Origin of the sequence: Methylomonas montana, assembly GCF_030490285.1 — a bacterium.
Lineage (GTDB): Bacteria > Pseudomonadota > Gammaproteobacteria > Methylococcales > Methylomonadaceae > Methylomonas > Methylomonas montana.
Map to the genome: position 1 here is coordinate 2,831,239 of NZ_CP129884.1, position 18,901 is coordinate 2,850,139.

The 18,901-nt window shown below is 54.1% G+C and carries 15 protein-coding genes; 11 read left to right on the plus strand and 4 right to left on the minus strand.

Annotation, left to right across the window (positions count from 1 at the left end; genetic code table 11):
- Positions 1 to 13 precede the first annotated feature (13 nt).
- From QZJ86_RS13050 to QZJ86_RS13070, 5 genes are all read left to right on the plus strand, one after another.
- Entirely contained in the window at positions 14 to 1,360 is a 1,347-nt protein-coding gene (locus tag QZJ86_RS13050) for a hypothetical protein (RefSeq protein WP_301670859.1), read from the plus strand.
- Positions 1,357 to 2,025: a hypothetical protein gene (locus QZJ86_RS13055; protein WP_301670860.1), complete on the plus strand. Its 669-nt coding sequence runs from the start codon at positions 1,357 to 1,359 to the stop codon at positions 2,023 to 2,025. Before QZJ86_RS13050 ends, QZJ86_RS13055 begins: the two co-directional genes overlap by 4 nt.
- Before the next feature lie 26 nt (positions 2,026 to 2,051).
- Complete coding sequence (locus QZJ86_RS13060; RefSeq protein ID WP_301670861.1) at positions 2,052 to 2,990, plus strand: peptidoglycan-binding protein; 939 nt, start codon at positions 2,052 to 2,054, stop codon at positions 2,988 to 2,990.
- Between the two features lie 314 nt (positions 2,991 to 3,304).
- Positions 3,305 to 7,003 carry a PAS domain S-box protein gene (locus tag QZJ86_RS13065; protein WP_301670862.1) on the plus strand — a complete coding sequence of 1,233 codons (3,699 nt, stop codon included), beginning with the start codon at positions 3,305 to 3,307 and terminating at the stop codon, positions 7,001 to 7,003.
- On the plus strand, positions 7,000 to 7,980 hold the full coding sequence (locus QZJ86_RS13070) for a response regulator (protein WP_301670863.1): 981 nt from the start codon (positions 7,000 to 7,002) through the stop codon (positions 7,978 to 7,980). The genes QZJ86_RS13065 and QZJ86_RS13070 overlap by 4 nt, the downstream gene beginning before the upstream one ends.
- A gap of 105 nt (positions 7,981 to 8,085) precedes the next feature.
- On the opposite strand, the gene QZJ86_RS13075 is transcribed toward QZJ86_RS13070, so the two are convergent.
- From QZJ86_RS13075 to QZJ86_RS13085, 3 genes are all read right to left on the minus strand, one after another.
- Positions 8,086 to 8,292, minus strand: coding sequence for a DUF6494 family protein (locus QZJ86_RS13075; protein WP_301670864.1), 207 nt, complete (start codon positions 8,290 to 8,292; stop codon positions 8,086 to 8,088).
- A gap of 61 nt (positions 8,293 to 8,353) precedes the next feature.
- Positions 8,354 to 8,785 carry an RNA recognition motif domain-containing protein gene (locus tag QZJ86_RS13080; protein ID WP_301670865.1) on the minus strand — a complete coding sequence of 144 codons (432 nt, stop codon included), beginning with the start codon at positions 8,783 to 8,785 and terminating at the stop codon, positions 8,354 to 8,356.
- A gap of 168 nt (positions 8,786 to 8,953) precedes the next feature.
- Positions 8,954 to 10,135, minus strand: coding sequence for a BaiN/RdsA family NAD(P)/FAD-dependent oxidoreductase (locus QZJ86_RS13085; protein ID WP_301670866.1), 1,182 nt, complete (start codon positions 10,133 to 10,135; stop codon positions 8,954 to 8,956).
- 143 nt (positions 10,136 to 10,278) lie between these two features.
- Between QZJ86_RS13085 and ppdK the strand changes: the two genes are divergently transcribed.
- On the plus strand, positions 10,279 to 13,017 hold the full coding sequence (ppdK, locus tag QZJ86_RS13090) for a pyruvate, phosphate dikinase (RefSeq protein ID WP_301670867.1): 2,739 nt from the start codon (positions 10,279 to 10,281) through the stop codon (positions 13,015 to 13,017).
- A gap of 67 nt (positions 13,018 to 13,084) precedes the next feature.
- Here ppdK and QZJ86_RS13095 read toward each other — a convergent pair whose 3' ends face one another.
- Positions 13,085 to 14,323, minus strand: coding sequence for a diguanylate cyclase domain-containing protein (locus QZJ86_RS13095; protein ID WP_301670868.1), 1,239 nt, complete (start codon positions 14,321 to 14,323; stop codon positions 13,085 to 13,087).
- A 202-nt stretch (positions 14,324 to 14,525) separates the two neighbouring features.
- Between QZJ86_RS13095 and QZJ86_RS13100 the strand changes: the two genes are divergently transcribed.
- The 5 genes from QZJ86_RS13100 to QZJ86_RS13120 all read left to right on the plus strand — a co-directional run bounded on the left by QZJ86_RS13100 (position 14,526) and on the right by QZJ86_RS13120 (position 18,813).
- Positions 14,526 to 15,014, plus strand: a complete 489-nt coding sequence (locus QZJ86_RS13100) for a transcriptional repressor (protein WP_301670869.1) — start codon at positions 14,526 to 14,528, stop codon at positions 15,012 to 15,014.
- 221 nt (positions 15,015 to 15,235) lie between these two features.
- Positions 15,236 to 17,191, plus strand: coding sequence for a helix-hairpin-helix domain-containing protein (locus tag QZJ86_RS13105; RefSeq protein WP_301670870.1), 1,956 nt, complete (start codon positions 15,236 to 15,238; stop codon positions 17,189 to 17,191).
- Positions 17,188 to 17,973 carry a bifunctional hydroxymethylpyrimidine kinase/phosphomethylpyrimidine kinase gene (gene thiD, locus QZJ86_RS13110; protein ID WP_301670871.1) on the plus strand — a complete coding sequence of 262 codons (786 nt, stop codon included), beginning with the start codon at positions 17,188 to 17,190 and terminating at the stop codon, positions 17,971 to 17,973. The genes QZJ86_RS13105 and thiD overlap by 4 nt, the downstream gene beginning before the upstream one ends.
- Positions 17,970 to 18,611, plus strand: a complete 642-nt coding sequence (gene thiE, locus QZJ86_RS13115) for a thiamine phosphate synthase (RefSeq protein ID WP_301670872.1) — start codon at positions 17,970 to 17,972, stop codon at positions 18,609 to 18,611. The genes thiD and thiE overlap by 4 nt, the downstream gene beginning before the upstream one ends.
- Complete coding sequence (locus tag QZJ86_RS13120) at positions 18,604 to 18,813, plus strand: dodecin (protein ID WP_301670873.1); 210 nt, start codon at positions 18,604 to 18,606, stop codon at positions 18,811 to 18,813. The genes thiE and QZJ86_RS13120 overlap by 8 nt, the downstream gene beginning before the upstream one ends.
- The last annotated feature ends 88 nt before the right edge of the window (positions 18,814 to 18,901 follow it).

An 18,901-nucleotide genomic window follows, 5' to 3' on the forward strand; every position in this document is an offset into this window, starting at 1 on the left:
AAAAGGCGGACTTATGAATAAACCAAGCTATCCACTACAAGCCTTAATTTACGCAGGCCTCAGCCTGCTACCGCTCTCCGCGTTCGCACAAACCGCGGCGGTTAACGGTGAAGAAAAACCGATCGCACTATCCGTCCATTTTTTAGTGACCTTGGGTATCATGGCGGTGATCGTCATCGCTGTTTTACTGTACTTACGGCATCTGCAAAAAACCTTTCTGGAAACCTGCACCCAGGAAAAACAACTGGCGCTATTCTTCCAAAGCCCGGCCGGCCTGCCGGAAGGCACGATACGCGGCGTCATTGCGATGTTGATCGTCACCGCCTCCATGCTGTTTTTGGCGTTACCCAATAATCAATTTCCCGATGTGCTGGGCGGCATCCTCGGCACCATCATCGGTTTTTATTTTGGCGCCAGGGGCCAGAACAAGGACTCCGAAAGCGGCGTGTTACAGCAAGCCAAGGAAGCCACCAGTCAGCGCGATGAGGCCATCAGCCAGCAACAACAATCCAAGACTGACAGCATGCTGAAAACGCTCGGAACCGGCATCGACATGGCCCGCGCCGTTGCCGGTTTGCTGCCCAAGGAGGTCGGCGGTAAATACGTCGATCTGGCCAACAAAGTGGAAAAAGGCGTCACCGTTGCCAAAGGCTTGATGGACGGCGGCAAAATCGAAGACGCGCTCAGCGCCGTTACTGACACGCAAAATACGCTGGATCAGGACGGCCCGTTGACCGACATCGTCGGCAGCGCGGTGAAAACTTTCGGCGCCACCCTTGGCACCTTCATGCCGCCGGCAGCATTGATCGCGGCGCTGGTGGCCGGTACCGTCAAACTGACCGGCATTTATTATCAAAAATGGAAAGCCCGGATTTTACACATGCCATTTTCGCCGGCCGCCGGCTTGACGCTGGAGCCGGTCGACGACAATACCGGTTTCATGTTGTTACGGCAAAGCCCCTTATTCAATGTCGCATTTCAGGCACAAATGGATAATCCCAAATTTCTGAAAGACGCCGTGAACGATTTCATCGGCAATGCCAATTCGGCGGAACTATTCGAAAAATATGCCGAGTCAGGCGGCTTTAAAACCATCGAACAATTCGAGGAAGGCCTGGACGAATTTCATCGCGCCGCCGCCGATCGAGAATTGAAATCCTTGATCCTGGCCCGCGACCCGGCCATGTTCGGCCAAACCGGCGGTTACGAATCAGTGTTGCAGGCCGTCGACAAGCTGCACCAAAACCCGGAGGCCTTGCGGGATTTGGACAGTTTGATCGTAGTCACCGAAAAGCTACAAGCCGAGGACAAACCCGTCGCCGGCATGATCAAACAAATCTTGGAGGGCAAAGCCTCATGAAGCCTAACCTGAAAACCGTCATGCCGATATTATTAGCCGGCTTATTAATCTCCGGCTGCGCCACCCGACAATTGAAAAATTTCAAAGAAGCCGCCGCCCAAAACAATTGGCAGGAAATTGCCGGTGCGGAAGTCGATTGCAAAGCCGACGATCAGGCCTGCAACCAGTTGCATTTACTGAAAGGCGACGCCTGTTACCGATTGGCTAAACAAAACGCCGACACCGTCAAAAACTACCAATGCGCCGCCGAGCAATTGGAACTGGGCATACGCCAGACACCTGACTGGACTGCGGCGGAAGCCGCAGTCGGCAAACGCGCCCAGTATTTTGAAAACTGGTGCGAATCGCTACGTTTATTGCGTAGCGAACAAACCAGTACAGCCACCGCGGTGCCGTACAATCAAAAACTACTCGGCTGCGCCCGCGAGTTTCTACAAGCCCCCGGCGATTTAAAACCGGCCGCCACATTTTTTCTGCATAACGCCGAACTGGCGACCATTCGCTTTCAAATCGACGCTACCGGTAGTTGTCAGGCACTGAAGCAATTACAGCAAAACGAAGCCCAAGCCGCCCTACAAGCCGCGCAGAGCCGCTACGCCGACCATCATCGGCGCTTGTTGAACGACATCGCCGGAATCAAAGCCTCGATTCCCGGCTGCCCATAAGCCTTTAGCAAAGATAGGAGCCGATCATGGCATTTAGTCGCCCTCTTAAATTTCAACTTCCGATGCTGCGTGGCCGCGACGTGCTTGAAGTACAACTGCGCTTAAAAGCCTTGCAGATTCATAATATCGGCCAACCTGACGGTTTATTCGGCGCCAAGACATCCGCCGCGGTATTGGAGTTTCAAAACAGCCATGGTCTGAAAGGCGACGGCATCGTCGGGCCGCTGACTTGGGCCAGCTTGTTCCAGGACGACAGCTTACCCAATACGCTACGGCAAGCCGCCAACGATGCGGGCAGCCAGGTGCTCGGCCAAGATTTACTCAATGAGCTGAAAACCAAACATGCCTACCAAAACGGTGTGTCATGGTCTTTAAGCGGGCAAGGATTATTGATCGACAACGACAGCATCCCGCAAGGTAGCGGCGGCGAGCCGAAAACGATCGCACGAGTTTGGAGTCAATACAGCAGCCCGTTGACGCATTGGTCGACCGAGCTGAAAGTACCGGTGGAACTGATCATAGCCACCATCTGCACCGAATCGTCCGGCAACCAGAACGCGGTGCGCGAGGAACCCGGCTTTATCGACGAAGTCCGCACTCCGCATAAAATCTCGCCGGGCTTGATGCAAACCCTTATTTCCACCGCGCGCGCCGCCTTGAACAAAGACGATATCGATAAAGCCTGGCTGCTGAACCCCAGTAATTCGATCCAGGCTGGCACTGCTTACATTGCCGGGCAATGGAAGCAGACCCATTTCGATCCGCCGAAAGTGGCCTGTGCCTACAATGCCGGCGGCATTTATCACAACGACTCCGCCCGCAATCGCTGGAAAATGCGTCAATACCCGATCGGTAGCGCCGAGCACGCCGACCGCTATGTGAAATGGTTTAACGATTGCTTTATCTTTTTCGACAAAAACGGCGGCGCGCCGGAATGCAGTTTTTTTAACGCGTTGCGGAAATAATCCCGGCTTACGCAACAGTCAATCAACGCTCAATTTATCTCCCCCCTTCTGATCTAGGGGGATTTATTCCAAAAAATCTTCCCCGATCTCGACCACAGCGCCACGCCGCCTAAAGCGCCTTTGTTGCAGCCTGCGTTTTAAATGCATGACACATACGCGTCGGCTACGACAATCATATTCCTCTTCAGTTTGACAATTCCGGCAGCTGAGGAATCTTAGCGGCATGGATGTGTCGATTAGGCTAAGGTATTGCCGCATTGCCTACATCCATGGCATAACATCGGCCGACCTTCTTGCCAACCATGAGGCCCAACATGCTGCAAAAACGCTTGATTGCCCTGCTGTTGCTGTTGATCTTGTTGCCAACCTTGTTGGTCGGCTGGATGGCCTATCGGTTTGCGATCGACAATATCCGGGAAGATCGCTTCAAAATCGTCGGCCGCGTCGCTGAAAGCCGCCACGAGCAACTCAAGTTGGTATTGCAACGCGCCGATAGCCGCGCCCATGCTTATCTAGCCGATGTGTTGATGAAATGCGTGACGGGGGACAATCTGCATCGCGATTGCGCTGCCAACTTTTTAAACGATTATTTGCACACCGAGGGAGCCAGCGGCGTTTCGTTTTTTCGGCCCGATGCCGATTCTGGTACGGTTAGCGCCGGCGACAAATCTGTTTCGATTAGCGATATCAAGCCCTTTCAAGCGGACCAGTTAGCAGACTTTAGCAAACCGCTAGCTGGACAAAGCCGGTTTTACTATGTCGTCGCTAAAGACGCAAAATCACCCTGGCAACTGCTGGTCACGTATCCGGTCAGTCTGATACAAAGCATCTTTGCCGCGCATCGTGATTTAGGCCAATCCGGCGAATCTTTCCTGGCCGATGGCAATGGCTTCTTCGTCACCGCCTCCCGCTATTACAGTACACAAGGCAATAGTCACCCGATCTCCGCGCGGCCGATGCAGGCCTGCTTGAGCCGGCAAAACACCGCCATGATAGACAGCGATTATCGCGGCCGAGTGGTTATCCACGGCTTTCGCTATATTCCGGAAACCGGCGGTGGTTGCATCATGGCCCATATCGAAAAAGCCGAGGCCTTGGCATCGATTCAAGCGCTGGAAAAACAAATGCTGGTCATCGTGCTGTTGTTTGTCGGCTTGACCACGGTAACCGCCAATGCCCTGGCTAGGCGCATCGTCAGGCCGATTTCCCGTCTGACTTGTACCGCCAGACGGATACGCGACGGCGATCTGTCGGTGCGTGCCGAGGTCGCCGGCTTAGACGAGATTGCCGAACTGGCCAGCTCCTTTAATCACATGACCGACGCGCTGGCGGATGCACAACACAATCTGGAAGCCAAGGTCGCCGAGCGTACTCAGGCGCTCCGCACCAGCGAAGAGCGTTACATGCTGGCCGAACGCGCGGTCAACGACGGCATCTGGGACTGGAATATCCTCACCCATGATTACTACCTGTCACCGCGCTGGAACAAGATCCTTGGCTATGCTGATGGCGAATTACCCAATGTCGAATCGATTTTCTTCGAACTGATTCATCCGGACGACAAACACCGAGCCAGCGAAGTATTTCGTCGGCATCTGGAATACAACGAACGCTATACCACCGAATTGCGTTTGCGCCACAAGGACGGCAGTTATCGTTGGGTGCTGGACCGCGGCGAGGCTATCCGTGATGTTGACGGCCACCCGGTGCGGATGGTCGGCTCGATCACCGACATCACCGAACGTAAGGCCGCCGAAGCCGAATTGCTGAAATACCGCGAACATCTGGAAGAATTGGTCGCCTTGGCCACCACCGAAGTCAAAGCCATTGTGCAAACGGCGGTAAACGGCGTGATTTCGATCGACAGCAACGGTTTGATTAGAATGTTCAATCCGGCAGCCGAAAAGCTATTCGGCTGGAGCAGCGCGGAAATCGTCGGCAAAAATGTCTCATTGCTGATGCCCGAACCCGATGCCTCCGCCCACGACAGTTACATTCAACATTTTCTAGCCACCAACCAAGCCAAAATTCTCGGCATCGAACGGGAAGTGGTAGCCCAGCGCAAGGACGGCAGCCGCTTTCCAGCCAACCTGGCGGTTGGTCACGGCATCATCTCCGAGGGCCGGCATCTGTTCGTCGGCTTCATTTCCGACATTACCCTGCAAAAACAGGCCGAACAGGAGCTGAGATTAGCCAAAGAAGCCGCTGAGGCGGCCGCCAAAGCCAAAGCCAATTTCCTGGCCAATATGAGTCACGAAATTCGCACGCCGATGAACACGGTGATCGGTTTCGCCGAAGTGGCCTTGCAGGATCAAAACCTTTCCAACGATACCCGGAGCCATATCAAGACCATCCTCAGTTCAGGCCGGCACCTGCTGGGCGTCATCAACGATATCCTGGACTTTTCCAAAATCGAAGCCGGCAAAGTCGATTTGGAGTCGGTGTGTTTCAACCTGCCGTTCGCGGTGCAGGAGGCTTTGCAGATCATGGGCTTGCGCGCCGCCGAGAAAGGCCTGCGCATCGACCTGGCGATCGAAGCCGGTCTGCCGCATCATTTCGTCGGCGATCCCAATCGCTTGCGGCAAGTGATTTTGAATCTGGTCGGCAATTCGGTGAAATTTACCGACACCGGCAGCATATCCGTCACTATCACGCGCGCCGAAGGCATTGAAATGCTACATTTCGCCATCGCCGACACCGGTATCGGCATGACGCCGGAACAAACCGAACGCATCTTCGAATCGTTCTCGCAAGCCGACGCCACCACCAGCCGCCGCTTCGGCGGCACCGGTCTGGGCACCACCATCAGCAAGCAAATCGTCGAACTGATGGGCGGGCGGATTTGGGTGACAAGCGAATTGGGCGTGGGTTCGGTGTTTCATTTCACCGTGCATCTGCCGGAATCGGCGACCACAGATAACTGTCTGTATCAAGTCAGCGCCCCGCGGCCGGTGGCCTATTTCTCGCCGCGCCGCTTCAAAGTGTTGTTGGCCGAGGACATCGAAGCCAATGCCACGCTGGCCCGTCTACGACTAGAACAACAAGGCCACCAAGTAAGTTGGGTGAAAAACGGCCAGGAAGCGGTCGATGCCTTCCGTAGTGGCGGCCACGACCTGATCCTGATGGATTTGCAAATGCCTGTGCTGGACGGCATAGCGGCAACCCGTCAGATTCGCGAGCTGGAAAAAGCCGGCGGTGGACATATCCCCATTCTGGCATTGACCGCCAGCGTGTTGAGCCATGAACGCCAGGAATCGCTGGATGCCGGCATGGACGCCATCGTCGGCAAGCCTATCGATGTCGACGACCTGCTCGCGCAAATGGAACGACTGGTTCCCAAGGGTGCCGGTATCGCCAATACGGGTGTTACTATTGCCGAGCCGGTGAAAATCGCTGTCGACTTTGCGCCGCTAGCGGCTATCGCGGATTATGAAAAAGGCTTGGCGACTTGGCTGGACCCTTTGATTTACGCCGATGCACTACTGAATTTCGCTGAGCAACATGCCGCCGACGCCGCAAAGCTGCGGCGGCATCTGCAAGAAAGCCCGGACAACACAGAAGCGGTGAGACGCATCGCCCATGCCTTGAAAGGCGTGGCCGGCAATTTGGCCTTGTCCGAAATCGCTGCCTTGGCCAGCGACATCGATGCGCAATTTAAATCCGGCGATCCGCAAAATATCGTCGAAAAAACCAATGCGCTGGAAGCTGCGCTGAGCGATGCCGCCACGGCTATCCACCGTCTCCAGCTGCCGGATAAACCAGCCCTGGTAACAAATCAAACATTTGACGCCGAGCGAGTCGCTAGTCTATTACAAGCACTCCTGACGGCCTTGGAGGCGCTCAATCCAGACAGCGCCGAACCCATTCTGCAACAACTGACAGCTTACCTGGGTGAAACCGAACTGAAAGCGATACGTTTTGAAGTGGATAGTTTTGACTTTGACGGCGCCAAAACCGAGGTAAAACACTTGATCGAGAAATTGGCGCTTCCGCCAAATGGAGACGCGAGATGAAAGACAGCTACAAAGTGCTGCTGGTGGACGATGAACCAAACAATCTGAAAGTGCTCCAGCAAATACTCAAAGACCGCTTTCAACTGCTGTTTGCGATCAACGGCGAAAAAGCCTTGGCCGCCGCCAGAGAGCATACCCCGGACATTATACTGTTGGACATCATGATGCCGGACATGGATGGTTATCAGGTGTGTACGCGCTTAAAAGCCGATCCGCTCACCGCCAGCATCCCGGTGATTTTCGTGACCGCGATGGGCGAAATGGAGAACGAGGCGCATGGCTTCGATGTCGGCGCGGTCGACTACATCCAAAAACCGGTGTCGGGGCCCATCGTGCTGCGCCGGGTGCAGACCCACCTATCGCTGGTGCGGGTCGACGAGTTGGACAATCTGGCGCGGGCCGCGATCGAGATGCTCGGCGATGCCGGTCACTACAACGATCCCTACACGGGCGACCACATCTGGCGGATGGCGGCGTATTCGACGGCGCTGGCCAGGGCAGCCGGTTGGACGCCGTCGCAAGTCGGTATGATCGAATTAGCCGCCCCCACCCATGATACCGGCAAAATCGGCATTCCGCACGGCATCCTCAAAGCGGCGCGCGCGCTAAACGCTGAGGAATGGCTGATCATGAAAACACATTCGCAAATCGGCTGCGACATCCTCAGTAAAAGCAACAATCCGGTCTTTAAAATGGCTGCGGAAATCGCCCGCTATCACCATGAAAAATGGGACGGCAGTGGCTATCCGCTAGGCCTCGCCGGCAAAAACATTCCGGAAGCGGCAAGGATCGTCGCGATTGCCGACGTATTTGATGCGTTGACCACCAAACGGCCTTACAAAGAACCCTGGCCGCTGGAAGACACCTTAAAAACGATGCAAAACATGGCCAGCAGCCATTTCGACCCACATTTGCTGGCCTTGTTTATGGAAATCATGCCCGAAATCCTGCGACTCAAGGCGATGTGGGGACAGTAACAGCGGAGGCCGTCGCGCCCCCGACCGTTCTAACAGCGTTTATACGGTTATTGCGGGCAATGCCAATTCATTATTGGCGAAAACCACTATCCAGCAAACTGACGATTACTCAAGCGCAATCGTACCTTCAATACAATGGTTAATGCCGACGGCCGAAGATTCCAAGGTCATTTTGACGCTGATCGTTTCCGAACCGCTTAATTTTCCAGCTTCCATTGCTTTGGCGACGGCATGTTCGATTTCACGTTGCGAGCTAATGCCCACCGTTTTTAGAAATTTTCTGATTTCCATATTGAATGTATCTTCGTTCATGTTGATCGCCTCATGGTTGGATGAATGGTAGACCTCGCGACAACGATATCGGTTAATAGCGTTATATCAGCTTTCGCGCAAAATCTTCGGGTGAACTGAAAATCCTCGATAGATCCTTAAAAACTTCCACACCGCTACCGCGTCTACGATCGGTAACGCGTTTTTCGATGAACTTGTTCGGCACATGCTCTTGCTTGAACCTACGGTCGTTATGCCAGGTGCGATGATGGTATTCTCTCACCAACACCAATTTATTTTTAAAGCGTTTACCCTTTAGCTTTTGTATTGCTCGCTGCCCGGTTTTATCCGAATCGACGAACACTAAGCCATGAAATTCAAATGCCTTGGTACGCTTGTCCTGAATAACCAAAATCTCCACTTTCAATACCCGCCCACTACGAAAAGGAAAGCTGCGTTTCACTGCAGACGTGACATATTGCTGTAATTCGCTGATATGCGTATTTACCGGAATGTTTCTTACAAAGAGGATCATGACAGGGAAATCATTAATGGGCGACCGGCAGCATGTTACCTCGCAAATTCTTCCGCGTCCAAAATCGCACATAATCTGTGACGTAATTTGAATTTTGGCGATGGGCCATGAATAGATTGAACATCACGCCCGTTTTTCACGAGCACGGCATTTAAATCGTCCTGCCTATCAGACGTATTGCCCAGCGCACCAACCGGACGACCAGGCCCATTGAAAATTATAGCCGCCCAGCCAACCAGTCACATCCAGCACTTCACCGACAAAATACAAACCCGGCACCTGCATGCTTTCCATGGTTTTCGACGAAACCGCATCGCAATCGACGCCACCGACGGTCACTTCGGCAGTGCGGTAACCTTCGGTGGCATTGGGTTTGATCGTCCAACTGTGCAGGCTCGCAGCGATAACAGTCAGGTCTTTATCGGCACAATTGGCAACAATCATCTCCAGGTAGCGTTCTTCAAGCAAAGCCTGCAGCAAGCGTTTCGGCAGATAATCCCCTAACAGATTTTGAATTTTTAGCTTGCTGCCTTGAGTGCGCTTATCTTTCAGTAGTCTGGCCATATCCTCATCCGGCAATAAATCCACGGTCAACGCCTCGCCTGGCCGCCAATACGAGGAGATTTGCAGAATGGCCGGTCCGCTCAGGCCGCGATGGGTAAACAACACATTTTCTTTGAAAGATTGCTGCTGATTGCTGACCCTGCAAGGCACGGCAATCCCGGTCAGCGGCGCGAAGCGCTGTTTATCGTCCGGCTGCAAGGTGAACGGCACCAAGCCGGCCCGCGTCGGCCAGACCTTGATGCCAAACTGTTCGGCTACCCGATAACCAAACGGCGTCGCGCCCATTTTCGGAATCGACAGGCCGCCGCTGGCAATCACTAGCGCCGGGCTAGTCGACTCGCCTTGGCTGGTCTGCACTAAAAAATTGCCGTTGCTCTGTTTTTCCAGCCGCTCGACCCGGCAATTCAAATCGATCGTCACGCCATATTGTCGGCATTCTTTCAATAGCGCATCCAGAATGTCCTTGGCGCTATCGTCGCAAAACAATTGGCCGTGTAGGCGTTCGTGAAAAGCTATATGGTGGCGCTGCACGAAGCCCAAAAAATCCCATTGGCTGAAACGGCGTAGCGCCGATTTGCAAAAATGCGGATTACGGGAAATATAGTTTTCCGGCTCGACGCTGTAGTTGGTGAAATTGCAGCGGCCGCCGCCGGACATCAGTATTTTCTTGCCGGGTTTATTGGCATGCTCCAAAACGCTTACCCGACGGCCGCGCTTGCCGGCTTCAATTGCGCACATCAGGCCGGAAGCGCCGGCGCCGATGATGATGACATCTGGTTTATCCATGGAGCATAACTTGTAAAGACGCGAAAAAGTCGGTAAAAAGAAAGGTATTCTAACCTCAATGCTGGTGCACAGGGACGCACGTCAAGCACTCATCGCGTTTCCAGCTACACTCGACTTACTCATCACTTCCAAAAGGCCGATTAATGACTCCAAAATACAGCTATTCATTCACCACGGGCGACGGCAAAAATAAGGCATTACTGGGCGGCAAGGGCGCCAATCTGTGCGAAATGACGCAAATGGGTTTCAATGTACCGCCAGGCTTTGTGATTACCACGCAAACCTGCCTGAGCTATCTGGAAAACAAGCAACTGCCGACCGATTTGATGGACGAAGTTCGCCAACAAATCGCCGACATCGAACGCGACACCGGTAAATTTTTCGGCGGCTCCAGCGAGCCCCTGTTAGTGTCGGTACGTTCCGGATCGGCGATTTCAATGCCAGGCATGATGGACACCATTCTCAATCTGGGTTTGAACAAACAAACCTTGGCCGGCTTGATCGAAATGACCGATGACCCGCGCTTTGCTTACGATGCGTATCGGCGCTTCATTCAATTGTTCGGCAAGGTCGCGCTGGGTATCGACGACGAAAAATTCGACGAGCATTTCAACAACGTCAAGCGCGCCGCCGGTATCAAGGCCGACGTGGCTTTAAGCGCCGACCAACTCCAGGAAATCAGCGAACTGTTCTTAAAAGTCGTGCATGAAGAAACCGGCCGGCCGTTTCCGGAAGATGTTTACCAGCAACTGGAAATCGCCATCCGCGCAGTATTTAACTCCTGGCTGGGTAAACGCGCGCTGGATTATCGGCGCGAGTTTCACATCACGCCGGAAGTCGCCAACGGCACCGCCGTCAATATCGTCACCATGGTGTTCGGCAATATGGGCGACGACTGCGCTACCGGCGTCGGCTTTACCCGCAACCCCGGCACCGGCGTCAACGAAATGTATGGCGAATATTTAGTCAATGCCCAAGGCGAAGATGTGGTGGCTGGCATCCGCACCCCGAAACCGGTGCAGGAAATGGCCAAGGAAATGCCCGAGCAATACCGGCAATTGGTGGAGCTGCGCAATAAACTGGAAGCGCATTATCACGAAGTACAAGATTACGAATACACCATCGAGCGCGGCGTGCTTTACTGCCTGCAAACTCGCAACGGCAAGATGAACGCGGCGGCCATGGTGAAATCCTCGATCGATATGGTCGGCGAAGATCTGATCAGCAAGGAACAAGCCCTGTTGCGCATTAACCCCGACATGTTGGAGCAACTGTTGCATCCGCAATTGGCGCCCAACCATGAGGTCAAGGCCATCGCCCAAGGCTTGCCGGCTTCGCCTGGCGCCGCCTGCGGCCATTGCGTATTCGACGCCGATACCGCCGTCCGGCTGGGCAAAACCGGCCAAGACCTGATCCTGCTGCGCGAGGAAACCAAACCCGAAGACATTCACGGCTTCTTCGCCGCGCAAGGCATCCTAACCAGCCGCGGCGGCAAGACTTCGCATGCGGCGGTGGTGGCGCGCGGCATGGGCAAAGCCTGCGTCGCCGGCGCCGAGGATATCAAGGTCGACGTGCGCGCAAGATTAGCGATTGTGGGCGATATTCACATCAAGGAAGGCGATCTGATCACCATCGACGGTAGCAACGGCAATATTTATCTGGGCCGGATTCCAACCATTCCGCCCTCATTCTCCGAGGACTTAAAAACCTTGTTGAGCTGGGCCGACAGCATCGCTCGTCTACGGGTACATGCCAACGTCGATACCCCGGAAACTGCACGTCTGGCGGCCAGCTACGGCGCCAAAGGCATCGGCTTGTGCCGCACCGAACGGATGTTTAATGCCGCCGACCGCTTACCGTTAGTGGTGGACATGATTTTGGCGCACAACACCGAGGAACGCGAAACCGCCCTTGCCAAGCTATTCCCGATCCAACGCGACGATTTCCAACAACTGTTCGAAGCCATGTCTCCGCATCCGGTTACCGTGCGCTTGCTCGATCCGCCGATGCATGAATTTCTACCCAACGAGCATCAATTGTTGGAAGAGCTGGATGCGCTGAAGCATTATCTGACCATCGTCAAAGGTCAACGCGTCACATTGGATACACTGGCACATCCAGCGGAATTGCCGGCACCGTTCAATATGCTGAATGAAGACGTAATCCTCGAAGCCATCACCAAAAAACAGATGATGCTGGACAAGGTATTGGAACTGTACGAAGTCAACCCGATGCTCGGCCATCGCGGCGTCAGGCTGGGCATGAGCTATCCGGAAATTTACAAGATGCAGATACGCTCGATTCTGGAAGCCGCGGCGCGTTGCGTGAAACAGAAGATTCCTGTCGAACCGGAAATCATGGTGCCGCAAGTCATCACCGTGCAGGAACTGAAAACCGTCAAAGCCTATGTCGACGAGATTCAAAGCGAAGTCGAAGCCCAATACAAACTCAAGCTCAACTTTAAATTCGGCACGATGATCGAAACCGTGCGAGCCTGCACCCGCGCCGACCGTTTGGCCAATACCGCCGCGTTCTTCTCGTTCGGCACCAACGACTTGACCCAAGCGACTTTTTCATTCTCGCGCGAAGACGCCGAGAACAAATTCTTACCGCTGTATGAGGAATCGGGCTTGCTGGAAGATAATCCGTTCGAAACGCTGGATTCCGAAGGCGTGGGCAGGTTGATGAAAATGGCCATCGAACTGGGCCGTCAGCAACGGCCGGATTTGAAAATCGGCATCTGCGGCGAACACGGCGGCCACCCGCGCTCTATCCGTTTCGTTCACGATCTGGGCTTGAATTACGTATCGTGTTCGGCACCCAGGATTCCGGTAGCCCGTCTGGCGGCCGCTCACGCCAAGTTATTGGAAAAACACTCGTAACTTTCATGCCTCTTTAATAAAGGGGGCCGATGGAACGCAAATGAGGGCCGGATCACCCGGCCCTTTTTCATGGCCTGTACTTACAGACCCGATTTCTGCCGGAGGCCTTGGCATCGTATAAGGCCTGATCCGCACTATGCAGCAAGCGTTCGAAGGCCTGATCGTCTCCGGGAACGATAGTCGCCGCCCCAAGACTGATAGTGACGAACTCGGAAACTTTAGAAGCCGGATGCGGCAAACGCATGCTTTCCACGGCTGTTCTGAGTATCTCCGCCAACACCATGATTTGCTCGGCATCGCAAGCCGCCACCACACAAAACTCTTCCCCTCCGTAACGAGCGATCAAATCGCCCGGTCGTCTGAAGAAACGTTTCAAGGTTTTAGCCACCTGCCGTAAACAGTGATCGCCCTCGATGTGGCCGAGATTGTCGTTGTACAACTTGAAAAAATCGATGTCGATCATGATCATCGAGATCGGATACTGGTGTCGCAAGGCCCGCTTCCATTCCCGTTTTACAAAGGCATCGTAATAACGCCGGTTGGGTAACAGGGTCAGGGAATCCAGATAAGCCAGTTGCAAGCGGCTTTGCGCCTTGTTCAGCCGCTGACTGAGTCGAGCTTGCGCCAAATACGACAACAACAACACCAGCAAGCCGATAAACGCCACAATCCCATGGGTGATCGTCAAATGTTCCAGTCGCTCATTGATAAACGCATCAATACTGGCAGTGGGAATAGCCACGCTAATGCCGCCACGCACATCCCCCACTTTGTAACCTTGTTTCTCGTGGCAACTGAGACAAGCCTGCTCCACTTTTAGCGGAGCCATATAGCGATAATAGGATTGACCGTTAAGGTTGCCAATCTCGCTGACGCTTTTTTCGCCTTTTTGAAAAGCCAACAGCGCTTTAGACTCCCAAAGATCGGGCTTATTCTCGGGGCGTATGGACTTGAATCCGGTGAGATGAAAAACGATAACCGATTGGCCATCGTTCATTTCAGCCAATTGCCGAGTCATATAGGCTGGATTGATCAAAGTCAGCCGTTTGCCGTCGGTGGTTTCAACGTCCCGATCCGGCACGTCCAAGTAAGGATTAGGCGAGGTATTTTCGGTAATCGGCACATACACACCGCCGTGAGACGCATTCCATTTTCTGACCAAAACAATATGATCGAAAAACATCTCGGCTTGCCGCGTGGCGATATTTTGCGCGTATTGCTTGGTATCCCTGACTTGTTGATAAAGATTCAGGCTAATCAACATAATCCATAGTGCTGCGTAAACCAGGAACGTAATCCTTCTCATCTATTGCCTCAAAAAATACTTGTCGCCATTTTTCCAAAATCCGCCGACACACAACCAAACAACCATACTATGGCGCTCCTGCAAAGGCCAGCAAAAACATTCATACTCGATTTAACGATATGAATTGAAATGACTTGTTGATGCTGGCACTATAACTTCGCCCCCCCGGCAAAATGAATGAACTTAGTCGCCTTTTTTGCAAATGATCGAGACCGAAACAGCACCCATCCCGAAGCAAGAGCATGACCATAACCTCTGCATCCGCAACGCCATCAGCGTAGCCGAACAACTTTGCCTGTCTCGTGGCGTACAGCTCACGCCGATACGCCATAAAGTGCTGGAGCTGATCTGGAACAGCCATAAGGCGGTTAAAGCTTACGACTTGCTCGATCAAATCAGGCCTATCAACGATGCCGCCAAACCGTCCACCGTCTACCGGGCCTTGGATTTTCTACTGGAACAAGGCCTGATTCACCGCGTCGAGAGTTTAAACGCCTTCGTCGGCTGCCATAGCTCCGGCGTTCAACACGATCAACTCTTGCTGATCTGCACCGCCTGCCACATGGTGGAAGAACGCCCGGCGCCCTTGGTATTAAGCGCATTGGCCCAGGAGCTCGGCGAGGCCGGCTTTATCCCACAACGGAAAACTATCGAAATCCACGGATTATGTGAAGCCTGTCAAAAACAATGATAAAGCAGCCTTCAATCTGCACTAAAAAGCCGGTAAACATTGATCCAGATCAACGCCGGCCCGCTCTAAATCTCTAAGATACAACCCATGTCACGCGCTTTCCTACCGTCGACATGATCCTCTTGAAAGATAGATGCTTCGGCGGGCGAGTTCTTCTCTCCCGCCTTTTTTTTGCGATATTATCCTATAATCGCCGTCCTACCCGAATCATCTATCCTCGCATGCTTACCGACAGTCAAAAAATCCTCGTACAGCAAGCCGCCATCGATCTGGAAGGCATCGGTGAACAGCGTTTTTGCCTGTTATGCCGGCAACCGGAATTACTGGATAGCGCCAGCGATGCCGAACTGGTCGCTCTACTACAAATCGCCAATGCTTTGTATCGCGGCGGCGAACCGATCATCAGCGATGCCGATTACGACTTCGTTTATCTGGCTGAACTGAAAAAGCGCCAGCCCGATCACCCGCTACTGCAAGACGTCGAACCCGAACCGGCTTTCGCCGGCAAAACCGTCGACCTGCCTACCGTCATGCTCTCCACCGATAAAGCCTATAGCCGCGAAGAAGTGGAGCGCTGGGCCGGCCGTATCGAGAAGGCCGCACAGGAACTGGATAAAAACTTTGTCGAGCTGATTTTCAAAGTCACGCCCAAATTGGACGGCTACGCCGCTTACGACGACGGCCAGATGCTGTATACCCGCGGTGACGGTCGCAAAGGCACCGATATTACCCGGGTATTCGAGCGCGGCTTGCAAGTCGCCGATCATGGTCAACGCGGTTTGGGTGCCGGCGAAATCGTGGTCAGCCGCAGCTATTTCGACGCAAATCTGGCCGAGTTTTTTGATAACGCCCGTAACTTCCAGGCCAGCGTCATCAAGGAAAAGGAGTTGGACGAACACGCCGAACGCGCCATTGCCGATCATGCCGCGGTATTTTATCCGTTTGCGATTCTGCCCTGCTGGACGGGTTTATGGGTGGAGTTGATCGCCGATTTCGAAACCATCATTAAAGACATCTGGCATAAGCTGGATTACGACGTCGACGGCGTGATTCTGGAAATCGTCGACGACCAGCTCAAACAAGCGATGGGCGCCACCCGCCATCATCACCGTTGGCAACTGGCTTATAAGGAAAATCTGGAGACCGCCGAAGTCACCGTCATTGGCGTCACCCCGCAAACTTCCCGTTCCGGCCGCATCACCCCAGTCGCCGAACTGGAACCGGTCCGCCTCAGCGGCGCATTATTATCCAGAGCCACCGCCCACCATTACAAAATGGTATTGGATAAAGGTATCGGCCCCGGCGCGCTGATCCGTTTGGCGCGCTCCGGCGAGGTCATCCCGAAAATCGAGGCAGTGCTGCGCCCGGCCGAACCCGCCGTACCCACTGCCTGCCCTAGCTGCGGCCACGAATTGATTTGGGACAACGACTACCTGATCTGCCCCAATAACCTGGAATGCCCCGCGCAAATCAGCAACAGCATGGAACATTTCTTCCGGGTGCTAAAAAATAACGACGGCTTCGGTGCCGCGACGATCAAGAAGCTTTACGAATATGGCATCCGCCGGGTAGACGCGATTTATGCCTTAACCGCCGAACAATTCGAAAGCATGGGATTCGGACCCAAGCAATCGCAAAATCTGGTCGATCAGTTGGTGCGCAGCCGTCACGAAGCCATCGAAGACTGGCGCTTCCTGGCTTCTTTTGGGGTGTTTCGGATGGGACTGGGCAACTGCGAGCGGCTGTTGGCGCATTACACGTTGGCGGAGATTTTCAATCTCAGCGAAGCCGACATCGTCGCCATCGAAGGTTTCGCGGAGAAAACTGCCGCGGTGATCACGGAAGGCTTCGCCAAGATCAAGCCCTTGTTCGATATTCTGATGGGACTGGGTTTCAATCTGACAGCCACCCAAAACCAGGCCACCGACAACGCCCATCCGCTAGCCGGCAAAACCCTGGTGTTCACCGGCACACTTCACAGCGGCAGCCGCGACGAACTCAGTAAACAAGCCAAGGCCAAGGGCGCCAAAGTCGGCGGATCGGTATCGGCCAAGACTGATTACCTGGTAGCCGGCGACAATGTCGGCGCCAATAAAACTAATGCCGCCCGCGAAAAAGGCGTCAACGTCATCAGTGAACAAGAGTTTCTGAAATTGCTGAATGGAGACGGCATATGAGCCGCAATCGCCCTATCGTGTTGTGTTTTTCCGGCCACGATCCCAGTGGCGGCGCCGGCGTGCAAGCCGATATCGAAGCCATCGTCGGCCATCAGTGCCATGCCGCCAGCGTGATTACTGCCTTAACCGAACAGGACAGCCGCAACGTCAACAAGCTGATTCCGCAAAAGCCCGAGGATATTCTCAACCAGGCGCACACCTTGTTGGCGGACTTTAAAGTCTCCGCCTTCAAAATCGGCCTGATCGGCGATGCCGGCGTCGCCGAAGCGATTGCACAGGTGTTAAGACAACATCCGTCAATTCCGGTGGTATTGGACCCAGTACTGGCGGCCGGCGGCGGCACCGAACTGGCCGGCCAACAATTGATCGATGTCATCGTTCAACAACTATTGCCACTGACCACGCTATTAACGCCCAATAGCGAAGAAGCCCGCCGCCTCTCCGGACAAAGCGATCTGGCCGATTGCGGAGGCTTTCTGCAAGACAATGGCGCCGAATATGTGCTGATCACCGGCAGCCACGAAAGCTCGGCGCTGGTACATAACCGTTTGTTCATGCCGGACAATCTCCAAGAAACCTTCAATTGGGAACGCCTGCCGCACAGCTATCACGGCTCCGGCTGCACGCTGGCTAGCGCCACTGCCGCCCTGCTTGCGCAGGGTCTGGATGTGTTCACAGCCGTCAGCGAAGCCCAGGAGTTCACCTGGCAATCCCTGGCCGCCGCCTACCGTCCCGGACAAGGCCAATACAATCCCGACCGGCTATTTTGGGTGGAAACATGAAGTTTCCCCACCGAGGTCTGTATGCCATCACCCAACCCGACCACAAATCCATCGGCCAAGTCTTGCAAGACGTAGAAGCAGCCCTGAAGGGCGGCGCGACGGCGATTCAATACCGCGACAAAAATCCTTTAAATGCCGAACAACTGGCTGGCCAACTACTGAAAATTTGCCATGCTTACCAAGCCCCGCTGCTGATCAACGACAGCGTCGAGCTGGCCTTAGCGATTGGCGCCGACGGCGTGCATCTGGGCCGCGATGACGGCGACATCGCCGAAGCGCGACGCCAGTTGGGATCCAACGCGATCATCGGTGTCTCATGCTATAACGATGTCGAAAAAGCGCAAAGCGCCGTAATCGCCGGTGCCGATTATGTGGCCTTCGGCCGCTTCTTCACCTCGGGTTCCAAACCGCTGGCTGCGCCGGCCGACATCGCCACCTTGCAACGCGCCAAGCAGCTGTTAAACGTCCCCATCGTCGCGATTGGCGGCATCCTGCCTGAAAACGGTGGACAGTTGCTGGCGGCGGGTGCAGACTTGTTGGCGGTGATAGGCGGCATCTTCGACTACGAACCGGAGACGGCAGCCCGCGCTTACCAAGCCTTGTTCAATTCCTTTCAAGCGGAGTCAAGCCATGTCTGAACATGTTTACCAAAAAATTGAACTGACCGGATCATCCAACGCCGGTATCCAGCAAGCCATCGAAAATGCCGTCGCCAAGGCCAGCCACAACATCCAGAACATGCGCTGGTTTGAAGTGGTGGATACGCGCGGCCATATTGACGACGGTAAAGTCGCGCATTGGCAAGTGACTATCAAGGTGGGCTATACCTTGACGAATTAACACATTTTTCTTCGTAATCTCGTCAAAATGGCGTGGCCAGTTTTCAGCCCTTGTTGAAAGGGAATCTCTATTTTGGCTAATTTTTTTG